General features: G+C 69.2%; 21 protein-coding genes. 8 read left to right on the top strand and 13 right to left on the bottom strand.

Annotation, left to right across the window (positions count from 1 at the left end):
- Window positions 1–131: 131 nt before the first annotated feature.
- The 5 genes from FB560_RS00600 to FB560_RS00580 all read right to left on the bottom strand — a co-directional run bounded on the left by FB560_RS00600 (window position 132) and on the right by FB560_RS00580 (window position 5,624).
- Window positions 132–1,322: a bifunctional 2-methylcitrate synthase/citrate synthase gene (locus FB560_RS00600; protein ID WP_141870584.1), complete on the bottom strand. Its 1,191-nt coding sequence runs from the start codon at window positions 1,320–1,322 to the stop codon at window positions 132–134.
- 95 nt (window positions 1,323–1,417) lie between these two features.
- Complete coding sequence (prpB, locus tag FB560_RS00595) at window positions 1,418–2,326, bottom strand: methylisocitrate lyase (protein WP_141870583.1); 909 nt, start codon at window positions 2,324–2,326, stop codon at window positions 1,418–1,420.
- Window positions 2,326–3,852, bottom strand: a complete 1,527-nt coding sequence (locus FB560_RS00590) for an MmgE/PrpD family protein (protein WP_141870582.1) — start codon at window positions 3,850–3,852, stop codon at window positions 2,326–2,328. Before FB560_RS00590 ends, prpB begins: the two co-directional genes overlap by 1 nt.
- Window positions 3,849–4,517 carry a GntR family transcriptional regulator gene (locus tag FB560_RS00585; protein ID WP_141870581.1) on the bottom strand — a complete coding sequence of 223 codons (669 nt, stop codon included), beginning with the start codon at window positions 4,515–4,517 and terminating at the stop codon, window positions 3,849–3,851. Before FB560_RS00585 ends, FB560_RS00590 begins: the two co-directional genes overlap by 4 nt.
- Window positions 4,518–4,622: 105 nt before the next feature.
- Entirely contained in the window at window positions 4,623–5,624 is a 1,002-nt protein-coding gene (locus tag FB560_RS00580) for an EamA family transporter (protein WP_141870580.1), read from the bottom strand.
- A gap of 39 nt (window positions 5,625–5,663) precedes the next feature.
- On the opposite strand from FB560_RS00580, the gene FB560_RS00575 reads away from it, so the two are divergent.
- A complete protein-coding gene (locus FB560_RS00575; RefSeq protein WP_141870579.1) occupies window positions 5,664–6,209 on the top strand; it encodes a CGNR zinc finger domain-containing protein in 546 nt (181 codons plus the stop codon).
- A 6-nt stretch (window positions 6,210–6,215) separates the two neighbouring features.
- Here the strand turns inward: FB560_RS00575 and FB560_RS00570 are convergent, their stop codons facing one another.
- A complete protein-coding gene (locus tag FB560_RS00570) occupies window positions 6,216–6,581 on the bottom strand; it encodes a VOC family protein (RefSeq protein ID WP_141873053.1) in 366 nt (121 codons plus the stop codon).
- A 208-nt stretch (window positions 6,582–6,789) separates the two neighbouring features.
- On the opposite strand from FB560_RS00570, the gene FB560_RS00565 reads away from it, so the two are divergent.
- From FB560_RS00565 to FB560_RS00540, 6 genes are read left to right on the top strand one after another with little or no spacing between them, the layout of a single operon-like run.
- The gene (locus FB560_RS00565) at window positions 6,790–7,395 is read left to right on the top strand and encodes a glucose-6-phosphate isomerase family protein (protein ID WP_141870578.1); all 606 of its coding nucleotides are present in this window, start codon (window positions 6,790–6,792) and stop codon (window positions 7,393–7,395) included.
- Between the two features lie 9 nt (window positions 7,396–7,404).
- A complete protein-coding gene (gene xylB / locus FB560_RS00560; protein ID WP_141870577.1) occupies window positions 7,405–8,895 on the top strand; it encodes a xylulokinase in 1,491 nt (496 codons plus the stop codon).
- Entirely contained in the window at window positions 8,895–9,848 is a 954-nt protein-coding gene (locus FB560_RS00555) for a phosphoglycerate dehydrogenase (protein WP_229673363.1), read from the top strand. Before xylB ends, FB560_RS00555 begins: the two co-directional genes overlap by 1 nt.
- A 9-nt stretch (window positions 9,849–9,857) precedes the next feature.
- On the top strand, window positions 9,858–10,823 hold the full coding sequence (locus FB560_RS00550) for a shikimate dehydrogenase family protein (RefSeq protein ID WP_141870576.1): 966 nt from the start codon (window positions 9,858–9,860) through the stop codon (window positions 10,821–10,823).
- Window positions 10,820–11,767: a phosphotriesterase family protein gene (locus tag FB560_RS00545; RefSeq protein ID WP_141870575.1), complete on the top strand. Its 948-nt coding sequence runs from the start codon at window positions 10,820–10,822 to the stop codon at window positions 11,765–11,767. The genes FB560_RS00550 and FB560_RS00545 overlap by 4 nt, the downstream gene beginning before the upstream one ends.
- A gap of 32 nt (window positions 11,768–11,799) precedes the next feature.
- Complete coding sequence (locus tag FB560_RS00540; protein WP_141870574.1) at window positions 11,800–12,096, top strand: putative quinol monooxygenase; 297 nt, start codon at window positions 11,800–11,802, stop codon at window positions 12,094–12,096.
- A 148-nt stretch (window positions 12,097–12,244) separates the two neighbouring features.
- On the opposite strand, the gene FB560_RS00535 is transcribed toward FB560_RS00540, so the two are convergent.
- The 4 genes from FB560_RS00535 to FB560_RS00520 all read right to left on the bottom strand — a co-directional run bounded on the left by FB560_RS00535 (window position 12,245) and on the right by FB560_RS00520 (window position 17,041).
- Window positions 12,245–13,240 carry an ABC transporter substrate-binding protein gene (locus tag FB560_RS00535; RefSeq protein WP_141870573.1) on the bottom strand — a complete coding sequence of 332 codons (996 nt, stop codon included), beginning with the start codon at window positions 13,238–13,240 and terminating at the stop codon, window positions 12,245–12,247.
- Between the two features lie 143 nt (window positions 13,241–13,383).
- Entirely contained in the window at window positions 13,384–14,418 is a 1,035-nt protein-coding gene (locus FB560_RS00530; protein ID WP_141870572.1) for an ABC transporter permease, read from the bottom strand.
- Window positions 14,418–15,920 carry a sugar ABC transporter ATP-binding protein gene (locus FB560_RS00525; RefSeq protein ID WP_141870571.1) on the bottom strand — a complete coding sequence of 501 codons (1,503 nt, stop codon included), beginning with the start codon at window positions 15,918–15,920 and terminating at the stop codon, window positions 14,418–14,420. The genes FB560_RS00530 and FB560_RS00525 overlap by 1 nt, the downstream gene beginning before the upstream one ends.
- A 200-nt stretch (window positions 15,921–16,120) precedes the next feature.
- A complete protein-coding gene (locus FB560_RS00520; RefSeq protein ID WP_229673362.1) occupies window positions 16,121–17,041 on the bottom strand; it encodes a sugar phosphate isomerase/epimerase family protein in 921 nt (306 codons plus the stop codon).
- A gap of 159 nt (window positions 17,042–17,200) precedes the next feature.
- Here FB560_RS00520 and FB560_RS00515 point away from each other — a divergent pair, with 159 nt between their 5' ends.
- Entirely contained in the window at window positions 17,201–18,202 is a 1,002-nt protein-coding gene (locus FB560_RS00515) for a LacI family DNA-binding transcriptional regulator (RefSeq protein ID WP_141870570.1), read from the top strand.
- 120 nt (window positions 18,203–18,322) lie between these two features.
- Here FB560_RS00515 and FB560_RS00510 read toward each other — a convergent pair whose 3' ends face one another.
- Genes FB560_RS00510 through FB560_RS00500 form a run of 3 tightly spaced genes read right to left on the bottom strand, consistent with a single transcriptional unit; the run spans window position 18,323 to window position 21,041 of the window.
- Window positions 18,323–18,742, bottom strand: coding sequence for an RbsD/FucU family protein (locus tag FB560_RS00510; RefSeq protein WP_141870569.1), 420 nt, complete (start codon window positions 18,740–18,742; stop codon window positions 18,323–18,325).
- A gap of 36 nt (window positions 18,743–18,778) precedes the next feature.
- Entirely contained in the window at window positions 18,779–19,759 is a 981-nt protein-coding gene (locus tag FB560_RS00505) for an aldo/keto reductase (protein ID WP_141870568.1), read from the bottom strand.
- Window positions 19,746–21,041 carry an L-fuconate dehydratase gene (locus tag FB560_RS00500; RefSeq protein ID WP_141870567.1) on the bottom strand — a complete coding sequence of 432 codons (1,296 nt, stop codon included), beginning with the start codon at window positions 21,039–21,041 and terminating at the stop codon, window positions 19,746–19,748. Before FB560_RS00500 ends, FB560_RS00505 begins: the two co-directional genes overlap by 14 nt.
- Window positions 21,042–21,044 lie beyond the last annotated feature (3 nt).

The following is a 21,044-nucleotide window of genomic DNA, read 5'->3' as shown; positions in this document are numbered from 1 at the left end:
GCGCCGAGACCCATCGAGAACGCCGAGACCCACCCCCGCACACGTCGGCGGGGGTGGGTCTCGGCGGTGATGAGGGGTCTCGGCGCTGGTCGGAACGGGGTCCCTGAGCCTGTCGAAGAGCCCGGATGTGTTCAGCCGGCCGCTTCCTCCGGACGTTCCAACACGTCGATCGCCGAGGTGTCGGGCTCGTACTCGTCGATGTGCCGCTCATCCGGCCCGTCGTACAGCGACAGCGGACGGATCAGCGCGTTCGACGCCTGCTGTTCGATGATGTGCGCGGTCCATCCGGTGATGCGCGCTGCGACGAACAGCGGCGTGAAGGTGAGCGTGTCGAATCCGATGAGGTTGTACGCCGGGCCCGAGGGGTAGTCGAGGTTCGGGTAGATGCCCTTGCGTCCGACGAACTCGCTCTCGAGCTTGTCGTACAGCTCGCCGACGGCGGGCTTGTCGTAGTGCGCGACCAGCGAGTCGAGCGCCGCCTTCATGGTCGGCACCCGCGAGTCACCGCGCTTGTACACGCGGTGCCCGAAGCCCATGATCTTGCGCTTCTCGGCGAGCGCCGCATCGAGCCAGCCCTCCACCCGGTCGGCCGTACCGATCTCGTCGAAGATGTGCATGACGGCCTCGTTCGCGCCTCCATGCAGCGGTCCCTTGAGCGCGCCGATCGCTCCGACGACCGCCGAGTACAGGTCGCTGAGGGTCGACGTGATCACGCGAGCCGTGAACGTGGAGGCGTTGAAGGAGTGCTCCGCGTAGAGGATCATCGAGCGGTTGAACGCATCGACCACCACCGGATCGGGTTCCTCACCGAACGTGAGCCAGAGGAAGTTCGCGGCGTAGTCGAGGTCGTCGCGCGGCTCGACGGGCTCGAGCCCCCGGCGCCGGCGCTGCCCGTACGACACGATCGCGGGGAGCGCGGCGAACAGCGTGAGGCTGCGCTCCTGGTTCTCCTCCGGCGTGCCGACGGCATCCAGCACGTTGGCGATGCCCGCGGTCTCGATCGCGCCGATCACGCTCACGGCGGTGCGCACCTCGTCCATCGGGTGCGAGTCCAGCGGCAGCCGGTCGATCGCATCCTTGACGACCGGAGAGAGGGCGCGGTGCTGCCGCTCGGTCAGCCGGAAGGCAGCCAGCTCCTCCGGCGTGGGCAGCTCACCGTTCCACAGCAGATACGCCACGGCCTCGAAGGACTGCGTCGCCGCAAGCTCCTGCACGGGGTAACCGCGGTAGAGCAGGCTGTTCGTCTCGGGGTTGACCTTCGAGATCGCCGTCGTGTCGACGACGACGCCCGCGAGGCCCTTCTTGATGTCCGGCTCAGTCATGTCACTCCTTCGTGGGTTCCCGCTCGTCGTGGTTCTCTGTCGTATCGCCGCCTCGCGGTTCCTGAGCGAGCGAAGCGAGACGAAGGGCGCTGCGCTCAGCGACCGTTGTTCTCGAGTGTGAAGTTGAAGACCCCGGAGTCGAAGTGGTTGTACGACTCGTAGTCGATGAGGTCGTAGAGATCGGCGCGGTGCTGCATCTCGCCGAGCTTCGAGGTCAGATGCCCCTCGTCGTTCAGCGTATCGAGCGCACGGCCCGCCGCGCCCATCGCGATGCGCAACAGCGACACCGGCCAGATGACGATGCGCACCCCTGCGCTCTGCAGCTGGGCGCTCGAGAACAGCTCGCTCTTGCCGAACTCGGTCATGTTCGCCAGGATCGGCACGTCCAGCGCGGTCGCCATCGCCTCGAACTCGTCGAGCGTGCGCATGGCCTCGGGGAAGATCGCGTCGGCCCCGGCATCCACCAGCGCCTTGGCGCGGTCGATCGCGGCATCCAGCCCCTCCACCGCGCGGATGTCGGTGCGCGCCATCAGGAGGAAGTTCGGGTCGCGGCGGGCGTCGGCGGCGGCACGGATGCGCTTGACCGCCGTGTCCTCGTCGACCACGCTCTTGCCGTCGAGGTGCCCGCAGCGCTTCGGGTTGACCTGATCCTCGATGTGCATGCCGGCGAGGCCCGCGTCCTCGAGCTCCTGGATCGTGCGGGCCACGTTCATCGGCTCGCCGAAGCCGGTGTCGGCATCGACGATCGCGGGCAGGTCGGTCATGCGGGCGATCTGCTTCGCGCGACCGGCGACCTCGGTCAGCGTGGTGAGGCCGATGTCGGGGAGCCCCAGGTCGGCGGCCAGCACGGCGCCCGAGATGTAGACGCCGTCGAAGCCCTTCTGCGCGATCAGCCGAGCGCTCAGCGGATTGAAGGCGCCGGGGAAACGGAGCAGCTCCCCGCTCGCGAGGCGTTCGCGGAACAGTCGGCGCTTCTCGGGCGGGGTGACGGTGGAATACAGCATCAGAACAGTCCGGCAGGCGTCGGAGCGGACTCGAGCAGCCCCGGCTTCGCGACGATCGACAGCTCGGCGACCTCTGCGGCCGTGAGCTCGGGCAGGCGCTGCACGAGCGCGAGGAAGCGCTCGATCTCGGCCGGCTCGAGCACCGGCTCCGCGAGCAGACGGAACTTCGCGATGTAGTTCTCCCGGGCGAACGGGCGGGCACCGAGCGGATGCGCGTCGGCGACGGCGATCTCGTCGATCACGGTCGAGCCGTCCGTGAGGCGGAACTCCACCCGGCCGCCGAACGCCTTCACGTCGGGATCCTCCGAGTGGTAGCGGCGCGTCCATTCGGCGTCCTCCGCCGTGGTGATCTTGTGCCACAGGGCGACCGTGTCGGGCCGCGCCGCGCGAGAGGGGGCGTAGGAGTCGACGTGGTGCCAGCCGCCGTCCTGCAGCGCGACCGCGAAGATGTACGGGATCGAGTGGTCGAGCGTCTCCCGCGACGCGGTGGGGTCGTACTTCTGCGGGTCGTTGGCGCCCGAGCCGATCACGTAGTGCGTGTGGTGGCTGGTGTGCAGCACGATGGACTCGATGTTGGCGGGGTCGCGCAGCGCCGGGTTCTCGGTGCCGAGCTTGCGGGCCAGGTCGATCCAGGCCTGCGCCTGGTACTCGGCCGAGTGCTCCTTCGTGTACGAGTCGAGGATCGCGCGCTTGGGCTCACCGCCGGCGGGAAGCGGCACCTCGTAGGCGGCATCCTTGCCGTCGAGCATCCACGCGATCACTCCGTCTTCGCCTTCGTAGATCGGGGCGGGGCTGGTCTGTCCGCGCATCGCACGGTCGACCGCCTCGACGGCCATCTTGCCGGCGAAGGCCGGGGCGTGCGCCTTCCAGGTCGAGATCTCGCCCTTGCGACTCTGGCGGGTGGCGGTCGTGGTGTGCAGGCCCTGGCCGACGGCCTGGTAGATCGTCTCGACGTCGAGTCCGAGCAGTGTGCCGATGCCGGCGGCGGCCGAGGGGCCGAGGTGGGCGACGTGGTCGATCTTGTGCCGGTGCAGGCAGATCGCGCGCACCAGGTCCATCTGGATCTCGTAGCCGGTCGCGATGCCGCGCACGAGCGCGCGTCCGTCCTTGCCGGCGTGCTGCGCGACCGCGAGGATCGGCGGGATGTTGTCGCCCGGGTGCGAGTACTCCGCGGCCAGGAAGGTGTCGTGATAGTCGAGTTCGCGCACGGCCACGCCGTTCGCCCAGGCTGCCCATTCGGGGCTGGTGCGGTGATCGAGTGCCGCGCCGAACAGGTTCGCGCCCGCGCCTCCGGTGGAGACCGGGTGGCTGAACGCCTGCGCGCGGGCCGCATTGATCGGCGCACGGGTGAGGGATGCGGCCGCGACCGACGCGTTGTCGATGATGCGGTTGATGATCATGTCGATGACGGGCTGCTCGACCTCGACCTGGTCGGCGGCGACTTCGGCGATCTTCCAGGCGAGCTGCTCGGAGCGTTCGAGGTTCTCGTCGCTGCGGTGGACGCGGACGTGATGCGTGACGGTCATTTCACACCTTCTGGGTTGGCTGTCAGGGAGTCGAGGATGCCGGTCAGCGCGTTGTGCAGGTGCACGTGCGTGGCATGGGCGGCGAGGTCGCCGTCGCGAGCGGCGAGCGCCTGGGCGATCGTGCGGTGCTCGGAGGCGGATGCGGCGAGCCGGTCGGGCTTGTCGCGTGCCATGCGCCGCACCCGCACGAGGTGCGTGCGCACCGTACGCAGCGCCGAGGCGATGTAGTCGTTGTCGACCGCGGCATCGAGCGCGGCGTCGAACCGGGCGATCAGCGCGTAGTAGGCGTCGCGACCCTCGACCGCGGAGAGGTCGACACGGCCGAACTCGGCGGCGAGCGCGGCGAAGTGCGCGGCGTCTCCTCGGGTCGCGGCGAGCCGGGCGGAGGTCTCCTCCAGTGCGCGGCGGATCTCGAACAGGGCGCGGATGTCGTCGGCATCCAGGTCGGCGACGACGGTCACGCGGGGAGACTGCTGGACGACCAGTCCGTCGGCGGCGAGCCGGCGCAGCGCCTCGCGCATCGGCGTGCGGCTGACGCCGAGCCGTTCGGCCTGCTCGACCTCGCCCAGCACGACGCCCGCGGCGAGCGCGCCGGACTGGATGCCGTCGAGCAGTGCCGCGTACGCGCGGTCACCCGCCGTGGTGCGCTCCGCGGGAAGGGTCATGCCCTCAGTGTATACATAAAGCCCGACTGAGAGGCCTTCGTTCTCTCCAATAACGCCTCGCGTATACATTCACCGGAGCGGCAGCGTGCCGGCGCGCGGGATCTATCAGAGGCCGGAGGCCGGCGCCGGACGCCCCTCTGCTTCCACCGCGGGCAACGGCTCCACGAACTCCGCGGGTGCGGGTTCGCCGAGCTTGACCACCACGACCCCCGCGAGCACGAGCACTCCCCCGAACATCTGCAGCAGGTCGGGGAGCTGACCGAGCAGCAGCCATCCGAACAGCAGCGCGGCGACGACCTCGGCCAGCGCGATGAATGAGGCGAGGCGGGAGCCCAGCATCCGCGTCGAGACGATCCCGAGCATGTACGCCAGGGCGGTGGCGATCAGGCCGATGGCGAGCACGGGGACGAACCACGGCACGCTGCCGAAGCGATAGGTGATGTCATCCGTGGTCCAGGCGATCGGCAGCACGCCGACCAGCCCGGCGACGGTCAGGCCGATCGCGCCGAGCAGCAGTCCACCGCCGGCGAGGGCGATGGGCGGGAGCCCGGTATCGGCCTTCGCCGACAGGATGAAGTAGGTAGCCGCACCGACCATCGCGCCGAGCGCCCAGAGGATCCCCGCGCCGTTCACCGTCGCGCCGGTGAGGATGTCGAGCATCAGCACGAGCCCGACGAAGGCGATCAGCGCTCCGAGGATGCTGCGGCGGCTGGGACGTTCGCCCCGGCGGAGCCAGAGCCACAACACCACCGCGATCGGGGCCGTGTACTCGATGAGCAGGGCGATGCCGACGTCCATCACCGCGACCGCCTGGAAGTAGCAGAGCTGCGTGGCGGCGACGGCGAGGAGTCCGTACGTGGCGATCATGCCGATGTTGCGCCGGAGCACGCCCCAGCGACCGCGCAGCGAGAGGATCGCGGGGATCAGCAGCACGAGAGCTGCCACCCAGATGCGCGCCGTGACGGCGGCACCGGGGCTCCAGCCGGCGTCGATGAGACCGCGGGCCCATCCGCCCGACATCCCGAAGGCGAAGGCGGCGCCGATCGCGAGCGGCAGCCCGAGGCGCACGCCCCGCCCCGCACCCGCGTCATTGCTCACCTTGCCCATGACATGTGACGCTACTCGTGACGGATGTAAGATGTCAACATGATCTTCACCGATGACACGGAAGAAGGGCTCCGTGCCGCCGTCTGGCTCGTGAACTCCGCGGAGGATCCCGACACCCTCGCCGACCTCGCCGAGGAGCGCGCGTTCCTCGAGGAGTTCCCCTACACCGGCCGCCTCGACCGCGACGAGACGGAACTCGCGTCGCTGCGCGACCTGCGCCCGCACCTGCGCGCGATGCTGCTGGCACCCCGCGACGAGATGGCCGCGCACGTCAACGACGCTCTGGCCGGCGCTCACCTGTCGCCCCATCTGGTGCGCCACGGCGACATGGACTGGCACCTGCACGCGGTCGCCGACGAGCGCCCGCTCTCGGAGCGCGTGCTGATCGAGACCGCGATGGCGCTGATCGACGTGATCCGCACCGACGAGGGATCCCGCATCTCGGTCTGCGCCGACGACACCTGCGAGGCACTCGCCCTCGACCTCTCGCGCAACCGCTCGAAGCGCTACTGCTCGACCGTCTGCGCCAATCGCAACGCCGTCGCCGCCTACCGCGCCCGCCGCGCGGGGGCCGAGGAGGCGTAGCCGCGCTCAGTCCATCGACACGACACCGTCGAACAACCCGATGTGGTTGCCGTCGGGGTCGACGATCACCGCCCAGGCGCTCGTCTCGGTGATGGGCTGCTTCTCCATCGCGACCGAACCACCGGCGGCGATGGCGGCGGCGATCGTGTCGTCGATCGAATCGACCTCGACGTAGGAGCGAGGTTGCGTGAAGCCCTCGCTCCGGGGCGCGAGCCCTCCGCCGGACAGATCGTTGGGGGCGCGCCACATCGGGTAGCCCTCGAAGCCCGGCGGCTCGGAGATGCTCCAGCCGAACAGCTGACTGTAGAACGTCGTCGCCGCCCCCAGATCGCTCACCGGGATGTCGATGTGGGTGATGTCTCCGTGCGCCATGATGCTCCCTTTCGCCGAGCCGACGCAGTCAGTATGCGCCGCCGCGCCTCCTCCCGGAACCCCGTCTTCGCGCAGGTGCGCATGGGTGGATGCGCGGATGTGCGACTCGGCCTGGACGACACCTGTCATAACAGGTATGCTCACTTGTTATTACAGGTTGCGGCCGCGCGACCGAGCAATGACGCCCACCGCTCACGAGGAGCCCCGCATGCCCGAGTTCCACACCCCGCCGATCTCCCCGATGGCGATCGCCTTCGACGCCGAGAAGCTCACGCTCTCCCCCGAGGGGCCCACGCTCACGCGACGGATGTCCGACCTCGAGGGGCTCTTCCTCGACGGCGACGCCTGGGCTGCGGCATCCGCGGGCGACAACCCGGTCGTGTACACGGTGGTCAGCTCCCCTGTGCCCGAGATCGACCGCGAGCTCCCCCAGTCGATCACCACGATCATGCCGGGCGACACCTCGGGAGAACTCTGGATGACGAAGGGACACCAGCACCCGAACCACCAGGGCGAGATCTACCTGGCACTGAAGGGCCGCGGCGGCCTGCTCATGTTCGACGGAGAGCGCACCGAGTGGCTCGACATGCTCCCCGGCACGATCGGCTACATCCCGCCGGGCTGGGCGCACCGCTCGATCAACACGGGCGACGAGCCCTACGCCTTCCTCGCGGTCTACCCGGGCGGCGCAGGCCACGACTACGGCTGGGTGCTCGAGCACGGCATGGGGTCCCGCGCCTACCGCGGCACCGATGGCACCGTCGACCTGCGCCCCTACTCCGCGGCCGACTCGACCTCCGCCCCCACGGCATAGTCTCCGACCATGCTCATCGCGCACGACCTCGGCACGACCGGGAACAAGGCCTCGCTCCACCATGACGACGGCCGTCTGATCGCCTCGGTCACGGTCCCCTATCCGGCGCATTTCGCGGCCGGGGGCATCGCCGAGCAGAACCCCGTCGACTGGTGGGAGGCGGTCGTCGCCGCCACCCGTGACCTGCTCGCCCGCACCGACACCGCGCCGACCGCGGTCGCCGGCCTCGTGGTGAGCGGGCAGATGATGGGCGCGGTCCTCCTCGATGCCAACGGCGAGCCCGCGCGCCCGGCGATCATCTGGGCCGACACCCGCGCCGGTGCACAGCAGCGCGAGCTCGAAGCCGCCCTCGGCGCCGAGCACGCGTACGGCATCCTGGGCCACCGTCTGAACCCGACCTACTCGGTCGAGAAGATCATGTGGGTGCGCGACAACGAGCCCGACGTCTGGGCGCGGGTGCGACGCGTCTGCGTCGCGAAGGACTTCATCGTGCTGCGGCTCACGGGCCGCCTGGCGACCGACCGCTCCGACGCCTCGGGCACCAACGCCTACGACCAGCGGACCGGCACCTGGTCGGACGAGGTGCTGCAGGCCGCGCGCCTCGAGCGCTCGCTGTTCCCCGAGGTCCTCGAGTCCACCGCGGTCGCCGGAACCCTGACGGATGCCGCGGCTGCGGCCCTCGGTCTGCACACCGGCGTGCGCGTGGTGATGGGCGGCGGCGACGGCCCGATCGCCGCTGTGGGCTCGGGCGTGGTCGCCCCCGAGGACGGCGCCTACGTGTGCCTGGGCACCTCGTCGTGGATCTCGTTCGCCGCCGACCAGCCCCTCCACGACCCCGCGATGCGCACCTTCACGTTCGACAACGTGGTGCCGGGATCGTTCGTGCCGACCGCCACGATGCAGGCCGGCGGAGCATCCGTGCAGTGGATCGCCGAGGCCCTCTCCCCCGACCCCGCCCGCCCGGAGACCGGCCGCCTGACGGCTGAGGCCTCGGCGGATGTCGACACCGAGGGCCTGTACTTCCTGCCCTATCTGCTCGGTGAGCGCTCGCCCCTGTGGGACCCCGACGCCCGCGGCGCCTTCGTGGGCCTCGCGCGCCACCACACCAGGGCGCACCTGATGCGCGCGGTGTTGGAGGGCACTGCCTTCAACCTGCTCACCTGCATCCAGGCGTTCCGGGCTTCCGGTGCCGCGATCGACCGCATCGACGCGGTCGGGGGCGGGGCACAGAGCGATGTGTACCTCTCGGTGCTCGCCGATGTCTGGGGGGTGCCCGTCCGTCGGCGCACGATCGTGGAAGAGGCCAACAGCCTCGGCGCGGCCGTGACGGGTGCGGTCGGCCTGGGGCTCGCGGAGTTCTCCGCAGCGCGCGCGCTCAGCGAGGTCACCGACGAGTTCACCCCGGATGCCGGCCGCCACGCGGTCTATGCCGAACGGCACGCCCGGTTCGCCGACGCCTACACGGCACTGGCGCCCTGGTTCGCCGGAGGGTCGCGCTGATGGGCGTCATCCTGGTCACCAGCCGCTCCTTCTCCGACGGCGACGTCGATCTGGTCGAGCGGGCCAGCCGCGCCGGCCACCGGATCCTGCGCGGACCCGCCCACCACGACCTCGAAGAACTCCGCTCCCTGCTCCACGGCGCCGATGCCTGGATCGCCGGCACCGGAGAGGTGACCGAGGCCCACCTCGCTGCGGCACCGAAGCTCAAGGTCATCGCCCGCTACGGTGTGGGCACCGAAGCCGTCGACCTCGACGCCGCCGGACGACGCGGCATCCCGGTCACGAACACTCCCGGCGCGAACGCGGATGCCGTCGCCGACCACGCCGTCGGCCTCATGCTCTCGATGCTCCGCTTCATCCCCGACGGCGACCGCCGCGTGCGCGACGGCGACTGGGCCGTGCGGCGCGGACGGGAGCTCGGAGCGGCGACCGTCGGCATCGTCGGATTCGGCCGCATCGGCCAGGGCGTCGCGAAGCGGTTGAGCGGCTTCGGATCCCGCATCCTCGCCGCCGACCCGTACCTCCCGACCGACCTCGTGCGGGCGAACGGCGCCGAACCGGTCGAACTCGACGAGCTGTTCCGCCACGCCGACGTCATCACCCTGCACGCGCCGGGCGGTCAGCTGCTCGTGGATGCCGGTCGACTGGCCGGCATGCGCCGCGGCACGGTGCTGGTGAACACGGCCCGCGGCGACCTCGTCGAAGAGGCGGCGATCGCCGATGCGCTGCGCGACGGCATCCTCGCGGGGTTCGCCGCCGACACGCTCTACGGCGACACGGCCGCGACCCACAGCCCGCTGCTGGCCGCCGACCTCGCCGACCGCGTGATCGTCACGCCGCACCTCGGCGCGCAGACCACCCAGGCCGTCGACAACATGGGCTCCCTGTCGCTCGACGACGTCATCGCCGTGCTCAAGGGCGCTGAGCCCGCCCACCCCGTGACCGCTCGCTAGGAGTTCCCGATGTCCTCTTCTCTCACCACCGTTGCGCCCCCGGCGGACGACACCGCGACCGCCGACTACATGGGCTTCGTCGGCGTCAGCACCGGCTCCTCGTCGATCATGCAGGTGTTCCCGCGCTGGGCCGAGGTCCTCGGGCTGCCGACACGCAACCTCGTGGGGCACGACCTTCCGATGGATGCGACCCCTGCGCAGTACATCGCGATGGTCGAGCAGATCCGCGACGACCCCCGCCACCGCGGTGCGCTGGTCACCACCCACAAGATGAACGTGTACGCCGCGGCATCCGATCTGTTCGACGAGCTCGACCCGTTCGCGGTGTCGTGCAGCGAGATCTCCAGCATCTCCAAGCGCGGCGACCGGCTCATCGGGCGCGCCAAGGACCCGCTCACGGTCGACCTCGCCCTGAACGACTTCCTGCCGGTGGACCACTTCGCCCGCACCGGAGCGGAGGTCGTCATCCTCGGCGCCGGCGGATCGGGCACCGCGCTGAGCTGGGCCCTCGCCGAGCGGGCGGATGCCCCGTCGAAGGTGACCGTCACCGCCCGCGACGACGAGAAGCTCGCGCACCTCCGGGAGGTCCACGCGCAGCACGGCACCCCCGAAGGGCTCATCACCTACGTGCGCACCGACACCCCGGAGCAGGCCGCCGCCCTCATCGCCGCCGCGCCGGCCGGCTCTCTCATCGTCAACGCCACCGGGCTCGGCAAGGATCGTCCGGGCTCTCCCCTGCCCGACGACGTGGTGTTCCCCGAGAATGCGGTCGTCTGGGAGTTCAACTACCGCGGCTCGCTCGAGTTCCTGCACCAGGCACGCGCGCAGGAGCAGGCCCGCTCACTGCACGTGGTCGACGGGTGGCGCTACTTCATCCACGGCTGGTCGCAGGTCGTCGCCGACGTGTTCGAGCTCGAGCTCACCCCCGAGATCGTCGAACAGCTCGCCGAGGCCGCGGAGTTCGCACGCCGATGATCCGCACGGTCCTCGGAGACATCGACCCGGCGCTGCTCGGGTCGACGAACTATCACGAGCACCTGTTCCAGATCACCCCGCTCCTGCCGGGCGATGAGCTCGACGACGAGATGCGGTCGACGACCGAGGCCGGGCTCCTGCGCGACAGCGGATTCTCCGCGATGGTCGACGCGACCCCGTTCGGGCTCGGCCGCAACCCGGAGGCGGTCGCGCGCATCAGCGCCACGACCGGACTGCACGTGGTCGCCACGACCGGCCGCCACCGCGAGGCGCACTACGATCAGCACCACCCGACGCGGTCCCGGGACGCCGCGCAGCTCGCGCAGCAGTTCGTCACCGAGATCACCGAGGGGATGCCGCTGACGGATGCCGCAGCGAGCGGCCCGCGCGCCCGGACGCCGGACGGCGCGGGCGTGCGCGCGGGCGTCCTCAAGGGCGGCATCGACTACTGGCGCATCAGCGACTTCGAGCGCACGACCCTGCAGGCACTCGCCGCGGCGCATCGCGCGACCGGTGCCGCGATCATGGTGCACCTGGAGTTCTGCACGGCCGCGCACGAGGTGCTCGACCTGCTCGCCTCCGAGGGGGTGGCTGCGGAGCGCGTGGTGCTCGCGCACGCCGACCGCGACCCGGACGCCGGTCTGCACGCCTCCCTCGCGGAGCGCGGCGCCTACCTCGGCTACGACGGATTCGCCCGCCCTCGCACCCGCTCCGACGCGGAGCTGCTGGCACTGACGGCCGCGGCCGTCGCACAGGGCGCCGGAGACCGGATCGTGCTCGGCGGCGACGTCGCGCGCCGCACGCGGTACAGCGCCTACGGAGGCATGCCCGGCCTCGCGTACCTCGGCGAGCGCTACCTCCCCCGGCTGCGCGACGTGGTCGGCGACGCGGCGGTCGAGCGCATGCTCATCGCCAATCCCGCACGCCTGCTGACGCTGTCCTGACCTTGCATCCCGATCCCCTCCCGAGGAGCCTCATGTCCGAGCCGACCATCCTGCACGCGACGTTCACCGCCCGCCCGGGGGAAGGAGACCGTGTGGCCGCGCTGCTGCGCGACTTCGCCGAAGGTGTGCGAGCCGAGGACGGCAACGTCGTCTTCGACGCCACCCGCCTGGTCGACGACTCCGACCGCTTCTTCGTCTACGAGGTCTACCGCGACGACGAGGCGTTCCAGGCGCACCTGGCGTCTCCCGCCGGGGTGCCCTTCAACGCCGCGCTGCAGGAGCTGATCGTCGAGCCCTCGTCGCAGCTCACCTTCCTCCGCCGCCTCTGAGCCCCCCCTCCCCAGAAGTTGACACCTCACGTCGCCACCACACCCCCATTCCGACACGAGGTGCCCACAACATCCCAAGCCCCACCACCCACCCGCACACAGAAGAAGCCCCTCACCCGAAGGCGAGGGGCTTCTTCCTGGACTCAGATCACTCGTAGAGAACTGCAGCGATCTTCGGGTCCTCGATGTTGGTCTTGTCGTACCAGTACGAACCGGTGTCGTAGAACTCCTCGACATCCTTGCCGTTGGCGGCGTCGTACGCCGCCTGCACGACCTGTGCGCCGATGCCGATCGGGTCCTGCGTGATGGCGCCGGCCATCGTGCCGTCCTTGATCGCGTTGATCTGCGCTGCGCCGGAGTCGAATCCGACGATCGTGAGCTTGCCCTTCTCGAGGCCGAGCTCGTTGACCGCGTTCACGACGCCGATGGCGGAGCCTTCGTTGGTGCCGTAGATGCCCTTGAGGTCGGGGTGAGCCGCGATCATGGCCTTCGCGATGTCAGCCGACTTCAGGTGGTCGCCGTCGCCGTACTGGATGTCGACGATCTTGATGTCGGGGTAGTCGGCCTCGATCTTCTCGACGAAGCCGTCACGACGCTCGACACCGGTCGAGTTGATCTGCGAGTGGCCGACGATGCCGACCTCGCCCTTGCCGCCGATCAGGTCGGCCATGTGCTCTGCTGCCAGCGCACCGGCGACCTTGCTGTCGGTGGCGGACAGGCTCAGGCCCACGTCACCGTCGCACGGTGCGTCGAAGTACACCACGGGGATGTCCTTGTCCTTGGCCTGCTGCAGCGGGGTGACGCACGCCTCGGGGTCGAGGGCGGCGTAGGCGATGGCATCCGGTCCCTTGTCGATCGCGGTCTGCAGCATCTGCAGCTGCGCGTCGATCTCGGTCTCGGCTGCGGGGCCTTCGAAGGTGATGTCGACGCCGAGCTCGGCGGCGCGCTCCTCGGCGCCCTTCTTGACGGCCTGCCAGAACTGGTGCTGGAAGCCCTTCGAGACGAGTGCGATGTACATCTTGTCGCCGCTGCCGCCGTCGCCACTGCCGGCGTCGCCGCCGCCCGTGTCGCCCGCGCATCCGGCCATGACGAGTGCCGCCGAGGCGACGAGTGCCGCGAATGCGGTCTTCTTGCCGAACTTCATGGAAACTCCGTTGTTTGTGAGTGCCGACTGCGTCGACGGTGTGGACATTCCTGGTGCTGTGTGCCGTGCGGATCGCTCCGCGGGTTCGGCTGGTGCCGATCGGGGAATGGCGGGCACGGGTGCCACTCTCCGTGGTTCAGGGGTCAGGTACGGGTGCGGTTGCGCAGCGAGTCGAAGAACACGGCGATCAGCACCACGACGCCGACCACGATGTTCTGCCATTCCGACTGGATCGACATGATGCGCAGACCGTTGACGAGCACGCTCATGATGAGTGCGCCGATCACGGTGCCGAGGATGGATCCGCGCCCACCGAGCAGCGAGGTGCCGCCGATGATGACGGCCGCGATCGCCTGCAGCTCGTAGCCGGTTCCGATCTGCGGCTGCGCGGAGCCGAGGCGGGCGGCGATCACCACGCCCGCGATGCCGGTGAAGGCACCCGCGAACATGTAGACGAGGATCGTCCAGCGGCGCGTGTTCACACCGGAGAGGCGCGTCGCCTCTTCGTTGGAGCCGATCGCGAACGTGTAGCGGCCGAGCAGTGTCTTCGACAGCACGAGCCAGGCGATGACCGCCAGGATGCCGGTGATGAGCACCGCGTTGGGGAGGCCGGGGATCAGCGTGCCGATCGCGAAGGCCTGCTGGAATCCGTTGTCGGCCGCGAAGTAGATCGGCGCGACGCCCGAGATCACGAGGGCGAGACCACCGGCGATCATCATCATCGCGAGTGTCGCGATGAACGGAGGAAGCCGGAGGAAGGTGATGTTGACGCCGTTGATCAGGCCCATCAGCACACCGGTCGCGATGCCGCCGATGACGCCGACCCACACGGGCAGCCCCATCTTGGTGACGAAGACACCGGTCATCACGGCGGCCAGCGCCATTCCGGTGCCGAGCGAGAGGTCGATGCCACCGGTGATGATCACGAACGTCGTGCCGAGCGCGAGGATCGCGATCACCGCGGTCGAGAGCAGCACGGTGGTGATGTTGCTGACCGTGAAGAAGCTGGGGCTGGCGATCGCGAAGAAGACCACCAGCACGACGAGCGTGCCGAAGGCGAGCGACTGCTGCGCCTGCTTCTTGAGGAACCCGACGATGTCGCGCTTGTCGGTGTTCTCCGAGACCGCCGTCTGGATGATCGTCGTCGTCGACGATCCGGGCTGCTGTGGAGCGCTCATCAGTCTTCCTCCCCGTGGGCTGCGAGTTGCATGATCTTCTCCTGGCTTGCTTCCTCGTTGCGAAGGGTCCCGGTGATCCGACCGTTGGCGAAGACCGCGATGCGGTTCGCCACCCGAAGGATCTCCGGCAGCTCCGACGAGATGACGATGATGGATTTGCCCTGCTCGGCGAGCAGCTGCATGAGGCGGTAGATCTCTTCCTTCGCGCCGACGTCGATCCCTCGGGTCGGCTCGTCGAAGATGAGGACGTCGCAGTCGCGCATCAGCCAGCGGGCGATGACGACCTTCTGCTGGTTGCCGCCGGACAGCAGCTTGACGACCTGGTTGACCGAGGGCGTCTTGACCCGCAGCTGCTGGACGTACTCCTTGGTGCGGTTCTTGGCCTTGCCGTCGCCCATCCAGCCGATGGCGTTGGCGTAGGAGCCGAGCGAGGCGAGCACCGTGTTGAAGGTCACGTCCTGCTCGAGCATGAGGCCGAGGAGCTTGCGGTCCTCGGAGAGGTAGCCGACGCCGTGCTTGACGGCATCCGCGGGCTGGCTGATCTTGGTGGCACGTCCGCCGATCGTGACCGTGCCGCCATCGCGGGGATCGGCGCCGATGACCGCGCGGGCGGTCTCGGTGCGGCCGGCGCCCATGAGCCCGGCGAAGCCGAGGATCTCGCCCTTGTGCAGCTCGAAGGAGACGTCCTTGAGCAGCGCCTTGGTGGAGAGCCCTTCGACCTTCAGCACGATCGGGTCGTTGATGTGCTCGCGCGCCTGCGGACGGGTTCCCTCGTCGATCGGGCGTCCGACCATCATCTCGATGATCTTGGGGATGCTGACCTCGGACTTGTCGAGTGATCCGATGTATGTGCCGTCGCGGAGCACGGTCACGCGGTCGGCGAGACGACGCAGCTCGTCCATGCGGTGCGAGATGTAGACGATGCCCGTGCCCCGCGCCTTGAGCTGCTCGATCAGGACGAAGAGCGTCTCGACCTCGGAGTCGGTGAGGGCGGATGTCGGCTCGTCCATGATCAGGACCTTGGCGTTGAACGACAGCGCCTTGGCGATCTCGACCATCTGCTGCTCGGCGACCGTGAGCTCCCCGACCAGCTGGCGGGGGTTCAGGCGGATGTCGAGGCGCGTGAGCAGCTCCGCGGTCTGCGTGTTGAGCTTGCGCTCGGACAGGAACGGCCCCGTCTTCGGCTCACGGCCTACGAAGATGTTCTGCGCGACGGTCAGATCCGGCATCAGGTTGAGTTCCTGATGGATGATCGTGACGCCGAGCTCCTGGGCCTGGAGCGGGCTCGTGAGCTCGACTTGCTGGCCCTCGAACGTGATCGTCCCCTCGTCCTTGGTGTAGATCCCGGAGAGGATCTTCATGAGCGTCGACTTGCCGGCGCCGTTCTCACCCACGAGTACGAGCACCTCACCGGCGCGCACTTCGAGGTGCACGTCCTTCAGCGCCTGCACACCGGGGAAACCCTTGCTGATTCCCTCGACTCTGAGAATGGGATCGCTCATGTGCTCACCTGCTTCCTTGGAGGTCCCGTTTCGATGCCGACAGTTCGGGCTGCCGTAAACATCGGATCAATTCTGTAGCCTACGCCGCGTCTTGCGCAAGTTGTATCTAAATGTATCTAACGTCGGGCCGGATGGGAAGACCTGTAATAACATCTTGGCCACAGGTTCCGATCCGACCGATCCCGCCGTCTCCGGCGGTCTCAGTGCAGGCGGATCGAGTCCACCGCGACGAGCTTGTCGCGGATGAACGCGTTCGCGTGCGCCCCCAGCTCGGTGTTGTCCGTCCAGAGGTTCCGCCAGATGCCGAGCATGCGGCTCAGGTCCGGCGCGACCACGGCCGAGGAGAACGACTCGAACACGATCGGACCGTCGTAGCCGATGCGGCCGAGAGCCTTGAAGAACGTGTCGAAATCGACGGTTCCGGTCCCCAGGTAGCCGCGGTGGCTCTCGCCGATGTGCACGTACTGCAGGCTCGGCTCGGCATCCAGGACCGGCGCGAACATATCCGACTCCTCGATGTTCATGTGGTACGTGTCGAGATGGATGCCGAGGTTCGGACGATCGACCTCGGCGAGGTACTCGATCGCCTGACGAGCGGTGTTCAGCACGTTGGTCTCGTAGCGGTTCACGACTTCGAGCGCGACGGACACCCCGCGCGCGGCGGCATGGTCGGCGACCGTGGCGATCGCGCGACGGCTGCTCTCGAGTCCGGCGGGAGTGACCGGCTCCATGTACTTCTTCATGGCGCTGTAGATCACGCCGCAGAAGTGCTGCCCGCCCAGATCGGCGAGCACGTCGACCGCCCGCAGCAGCAGCGCCTCTCCGGCGGCGACGACAGCCGGATCCGAGCTCGTGACATCCGTCGCCTCGGACAGACCGAGCGAGGCGCTCACCGCGAGATCGTGCTCCTCGAGGGACTCCCGCGCCGCCTGCACATCGAAGGCGAACGGGTCCATCAACGGGAACTCGATGAGGTCGAAGCCGGCCTCCTTCGTCTTCTCCACCGAGTGACGGATGCCGTCGGCATCGAAGTTCCCGGTCCAGACGAGCCCGTGGCAGCCGATGTTCATGAGATCCCTCGGAGGCGGGTGTGCGGCACCGTCGCCTCGACCGATTGGCACGTGCCAATTCGATCTGGGAGACACGCTACGTCGGGCCCTGCCGACGTGTCAAGAACTTTCTTGGCACGTGCCAATTCGTTCGCTACTGTGGTCAGGTCGCCTCCGGTCTCCTGAGCGACACCGGCATCCGGATGCCCACCCGACCACGAAGGAGTATCGATGCCCGCCAGCGTCAAAGACGTCGCCGCGCTCGCCGGGGTCTCCTCCTCGACCGTGTCGAACTACCTCAACCATCCGCACGTGCTCGGCGAGGCCAGCCGGGAGCGCGTACGCGCCGCGATCGAACAGCTCGGGTATGTGCCGAACGAATCGGCCCGTCAGCTGCGCGCCGGTTCCAGCAAGGCGCTGGCGCTCATCCTTCTCGACGCGTGGCTGCCGTACTTCCACGACCTCTCCCGGGGCGTCGAGGACGTCACGCGCGAGGGCGGCTGGTCGCTGTTTTTCAGCAACAGCAATCGCGACAGCGCGCAGGAACGGCGCAACATCGAGATGTTCGAGGCGCACCGGGTGCAGGGCATCGTGATCTACCCGCTCGACGACGTGGTGCCGCAGCTCGAACGTCTCGCCGACCGCGGCATCCGCTCGGTGGTCGTCGGCCCGATCGCGCCCTCGTCGAAGGTGGCATCCGTGCTGTTCGACGACGTCGGCGGTGGACGCCTGGCCGGCGAGCATCTGCTGTCGATCGGGCGCAGACGGATCCTGTTCCTCGGCAGCCCGACCGTGAGTCAGTCGAACGACCGGCTGCAGGGACTACGCGAGGCGGTCGCCGGCGCGGGGGCATCCGTCTCGGTGCTCGACGTGCAGAACCTGATCACGGAGGACGGGCTGCGCGCCGCAGAGCAGATCGTCGCGATGGCCCCCGAGGACCGCCCCGATGCCGTCTTCGCCGCGAACGACATGGTGGCCACCGGGGTGCTCACGCAGCTCCTGCGCCACGGGATCCGTGTGCCGGAGGACATCGCCCTCGTCGGGTTCGACGACGTGGACCAGGCGCGTCAGAGCGTGGTGCCGCTGACCAGCGTGCGCCAGCCCGGTTACGCGATCGGCCGTGCGGCCGGCGCCGCGCTGCTGGAACAGCTCGCCGATCCGAGCGCACCACCGCCCGCGCCGACGCCGTTCTCGGCCGAACTCGTCGTGCGCGAGTCGACCGTCGGCCGCTGAGCGTCAGGCGCTGAGCCTCGACCGCCGCGCGTCCACAACTCCGGAAGAACTGCGGCCGAAACCGATTCCACGGTCAGATCCGGCCCGAAGCGCCCGATTCTCCGGAGTTCTGGACCTGCTTCAGGCCGAGGCGTGCCCCACGACTCCCTTGCGCAGCAGCGCGTTGCCGTATTTGCGGGTCTCGCCCGTGCGCACCAGGAGGTACGCGCTCCTCGCGACCTCGTAGTACGCGAAGCGCTCCACGAAGCGGGTCGAGTCGACCGTTGTCCCGGCCGCCGCCATCAGCTCGTGCTGCACGTCGAGCACCGTACCGTCGGCCGAGGTCATCAGATCGATGCCCGGGGCGTCGTCCAGCGGCAGCACACTCCGGATCGCCGCCACGACCTCCGGGGTCGACGTGCCGGGCAGATCGACCACACGCGCACCGAGCGCCCAGGCCGGGAAGTGCGCGTCGGCGATCACGACGGAGTCGGAGTGCCCCATCCGGTCGAGGTGCAGCAGCAGCTCGCCTGTGAGCAGCGGGTTGATTCCTTCGAGCACGGATGCTCCTCTCGGTGGGGTGCGGGAGACACCGCGTCAGACCGCGGGGATGAGTCGTTCAGCGGCGAGGTCCTGCCACAGCGCGACCGGGATGTCGAGGGCCGCATACTCGGCATTCTGCACCAGTTGCGCGGGGCGGCTGCCGCCGACGACCACCGAGTGCACCTCGGCGGCCTGCAGCGGGAACTGGATCGCGGCCGCGGGCAGCGGTACGTCGTGCGCCGCGCACACTGCGGCGATGCGCAGCAGCCGGTCCCACAGCTCATCCGGCAGTTGTCCGTACTCGTAGCGGCCGTCGCGCCGCGGCTCACTCGAGGCGAGGAGCCCGGAGTTGAAGACGGATGCCGCGACGATCCCGGTCCCTGTCTCCCGGCACGCGGGCAGCACGTCGACCGCGGCGGGCTGCTCGAGCAGCGTGTACCGGCCCGCGACCATGATCAGGTCGAGGTCGGCCGCGCGCACGGCCGCGGCGAGCGCCTCCGACACCATGGAGCCGATGCCGATCGCAGTCACCCCGCCGTCGTCCCGCAACTGCTGCATCGCCGGCAGCGCCTCGGCGAGCGCCAGGTCGAGGTCGTGCCGCTCCGGGTCGTGCAGGTAGAGCAGGTCGATGCGCTCGATGCCCAGCCGCTCGCGCGACTCCTCGACGCTGGCACGGATGCCGTCGGCCGAGAAGTCCCACACGCGCTGCAGGTCGTCCGGCACGTGGAAGTCGTTCGCGGTGTCGAGGCCGCCGGAGTGCTCCGGGTTCGGCCGCAGCAGACGTCCGGCCTTGGTCGACAGCACGTACTCCTCGCGGGGCTTGGTCTGCAGGAACGCGCCGAGCCGGCGCTCCGACAGTCCCAGCCCGTAGTGCGGGGCGGTGTCGTAGTAGCGGATGCCGCTCTCCCACGCCGCGTCCAGCACGGCCCACGCCTCGTCATCGCCGAGGGGTCGGAAGAGGTTGCCGACGTTCGCGGCGCCGTATCCGAGCGTCGGGATGTCGAGTCGAGGCGTGCCGACCTCAGGCGACGACATGGGCGCCCGTCCAGGTGTAGGCGGCGATGCTCTCGGCCTTCATCTCCATGCTGCTGCCCGGTGCGGTCGGCGCCATGTACGAGCCGCCCTGGATGTCGGTGGGTACGACGAAGTGCTCGTGCAGGTGGTCGACGAACTCGATCATGCGGCCTTCGCGCGTGCCGGTGACGGCGACGAAGTCGAACATCGAGAGGTGCTGCACGGCCTCGCACAGGCCGACGCCGCCGGCGTGCGGGCAGACCGGCACGCCGAACTTCGCGGCGAGCAGCAGGTTGGCGATGTTCTCGTTCACGCCGGCGACGCGCACCGCATCGATCTGCATGACCGAGATGGCTTCGGCCTGCAGCAGCTGCTTGAAGATGACGCGGTTCTGCGCGTGCTCGCCGGTCGCGACACGGATGGGCGCGATGCCGCGGGCGATCTCGGCGTGGCCGAGCACGTCGTCGGGGCTCGTGGGCTCCTCGATCCAGGCGGGGTGGAACTCGGCGAGCGCGTTCACCCACTCGATCGCCTCCGACACCTCCCAGCGCTGGTTCGCGTCGATCGCGATCGGGAAGTCGGGGCCGCACACCTCGCGCGCCTTGCGGAAACGACGGATGTCGTCGTCGAGGTCGGCGCCGACCTTCAGCTTGATCTGCGTGAAGCCGTCGGCCATGGCCTCGCGGGCGAGCCGTTCCAGCTTCTCGTCGGAGTAGCCGAGCCAGCCGGGGCTCGTGGTGTAGCCCGGGTAGCCGGTGGCGAGCAGCTCCTGTTCGCGTGCGGCACGGCCGGGCTCGGCGGCGCGCAGGATCTCGAGGGCGTCTTCGCGGGTCAGGGCGTTGGTGAGGTAGCGGAAGTCGACCAGGTCGACCAGCTCCTCCGGCGTCATCCGGGCGAGGAGCTGCCACAGCGGCAGGCCGGCACGCTTGGCCTTGATGTCCCACAGCGCGTTGATGACCGCGCCGATCGCCATGTGCATGACGCCCTTCTCCGGGCCGAGCCAGCGCAGCTGCGAGTCGCCGATGATGTCGCGGAACGTGCCGCCCATGTCATCCAGCAGCGGCTCGATCTCGCGTCCGACCAGGTGGCCGGCCAGGGCGTCGATCGCGGCGACCTGCACGTCGTTGCCTCGGCCGATCGTGAAGACGAACGCGTGACCCTCGATGCCGTCGGCCGCATCCGTGCGCACCACGACGTAGGCCGCGGAGTAATCGGGGTCGGGGTTCATCGCATCCGAGCCGTCGAGGCTGAGCGACGTGGGGAAGCGGATGTCGGTGGTGTCGAGTGCGACGATACGGCTCACGGG

The sequence above is a fragment of the Microbacterium saperdae genome (assembly GCF_006716345.1).
GTDB classification, from domain to species: Bacteria; Actinomycetota; Actinomycetes; order Actinomycetales; family Microbacteriaceae; genus Microbacterium; species Microbacterium saperdae.
This window is presented reverse-complemented; position numbering and strand designations above follow the sequence as displayed.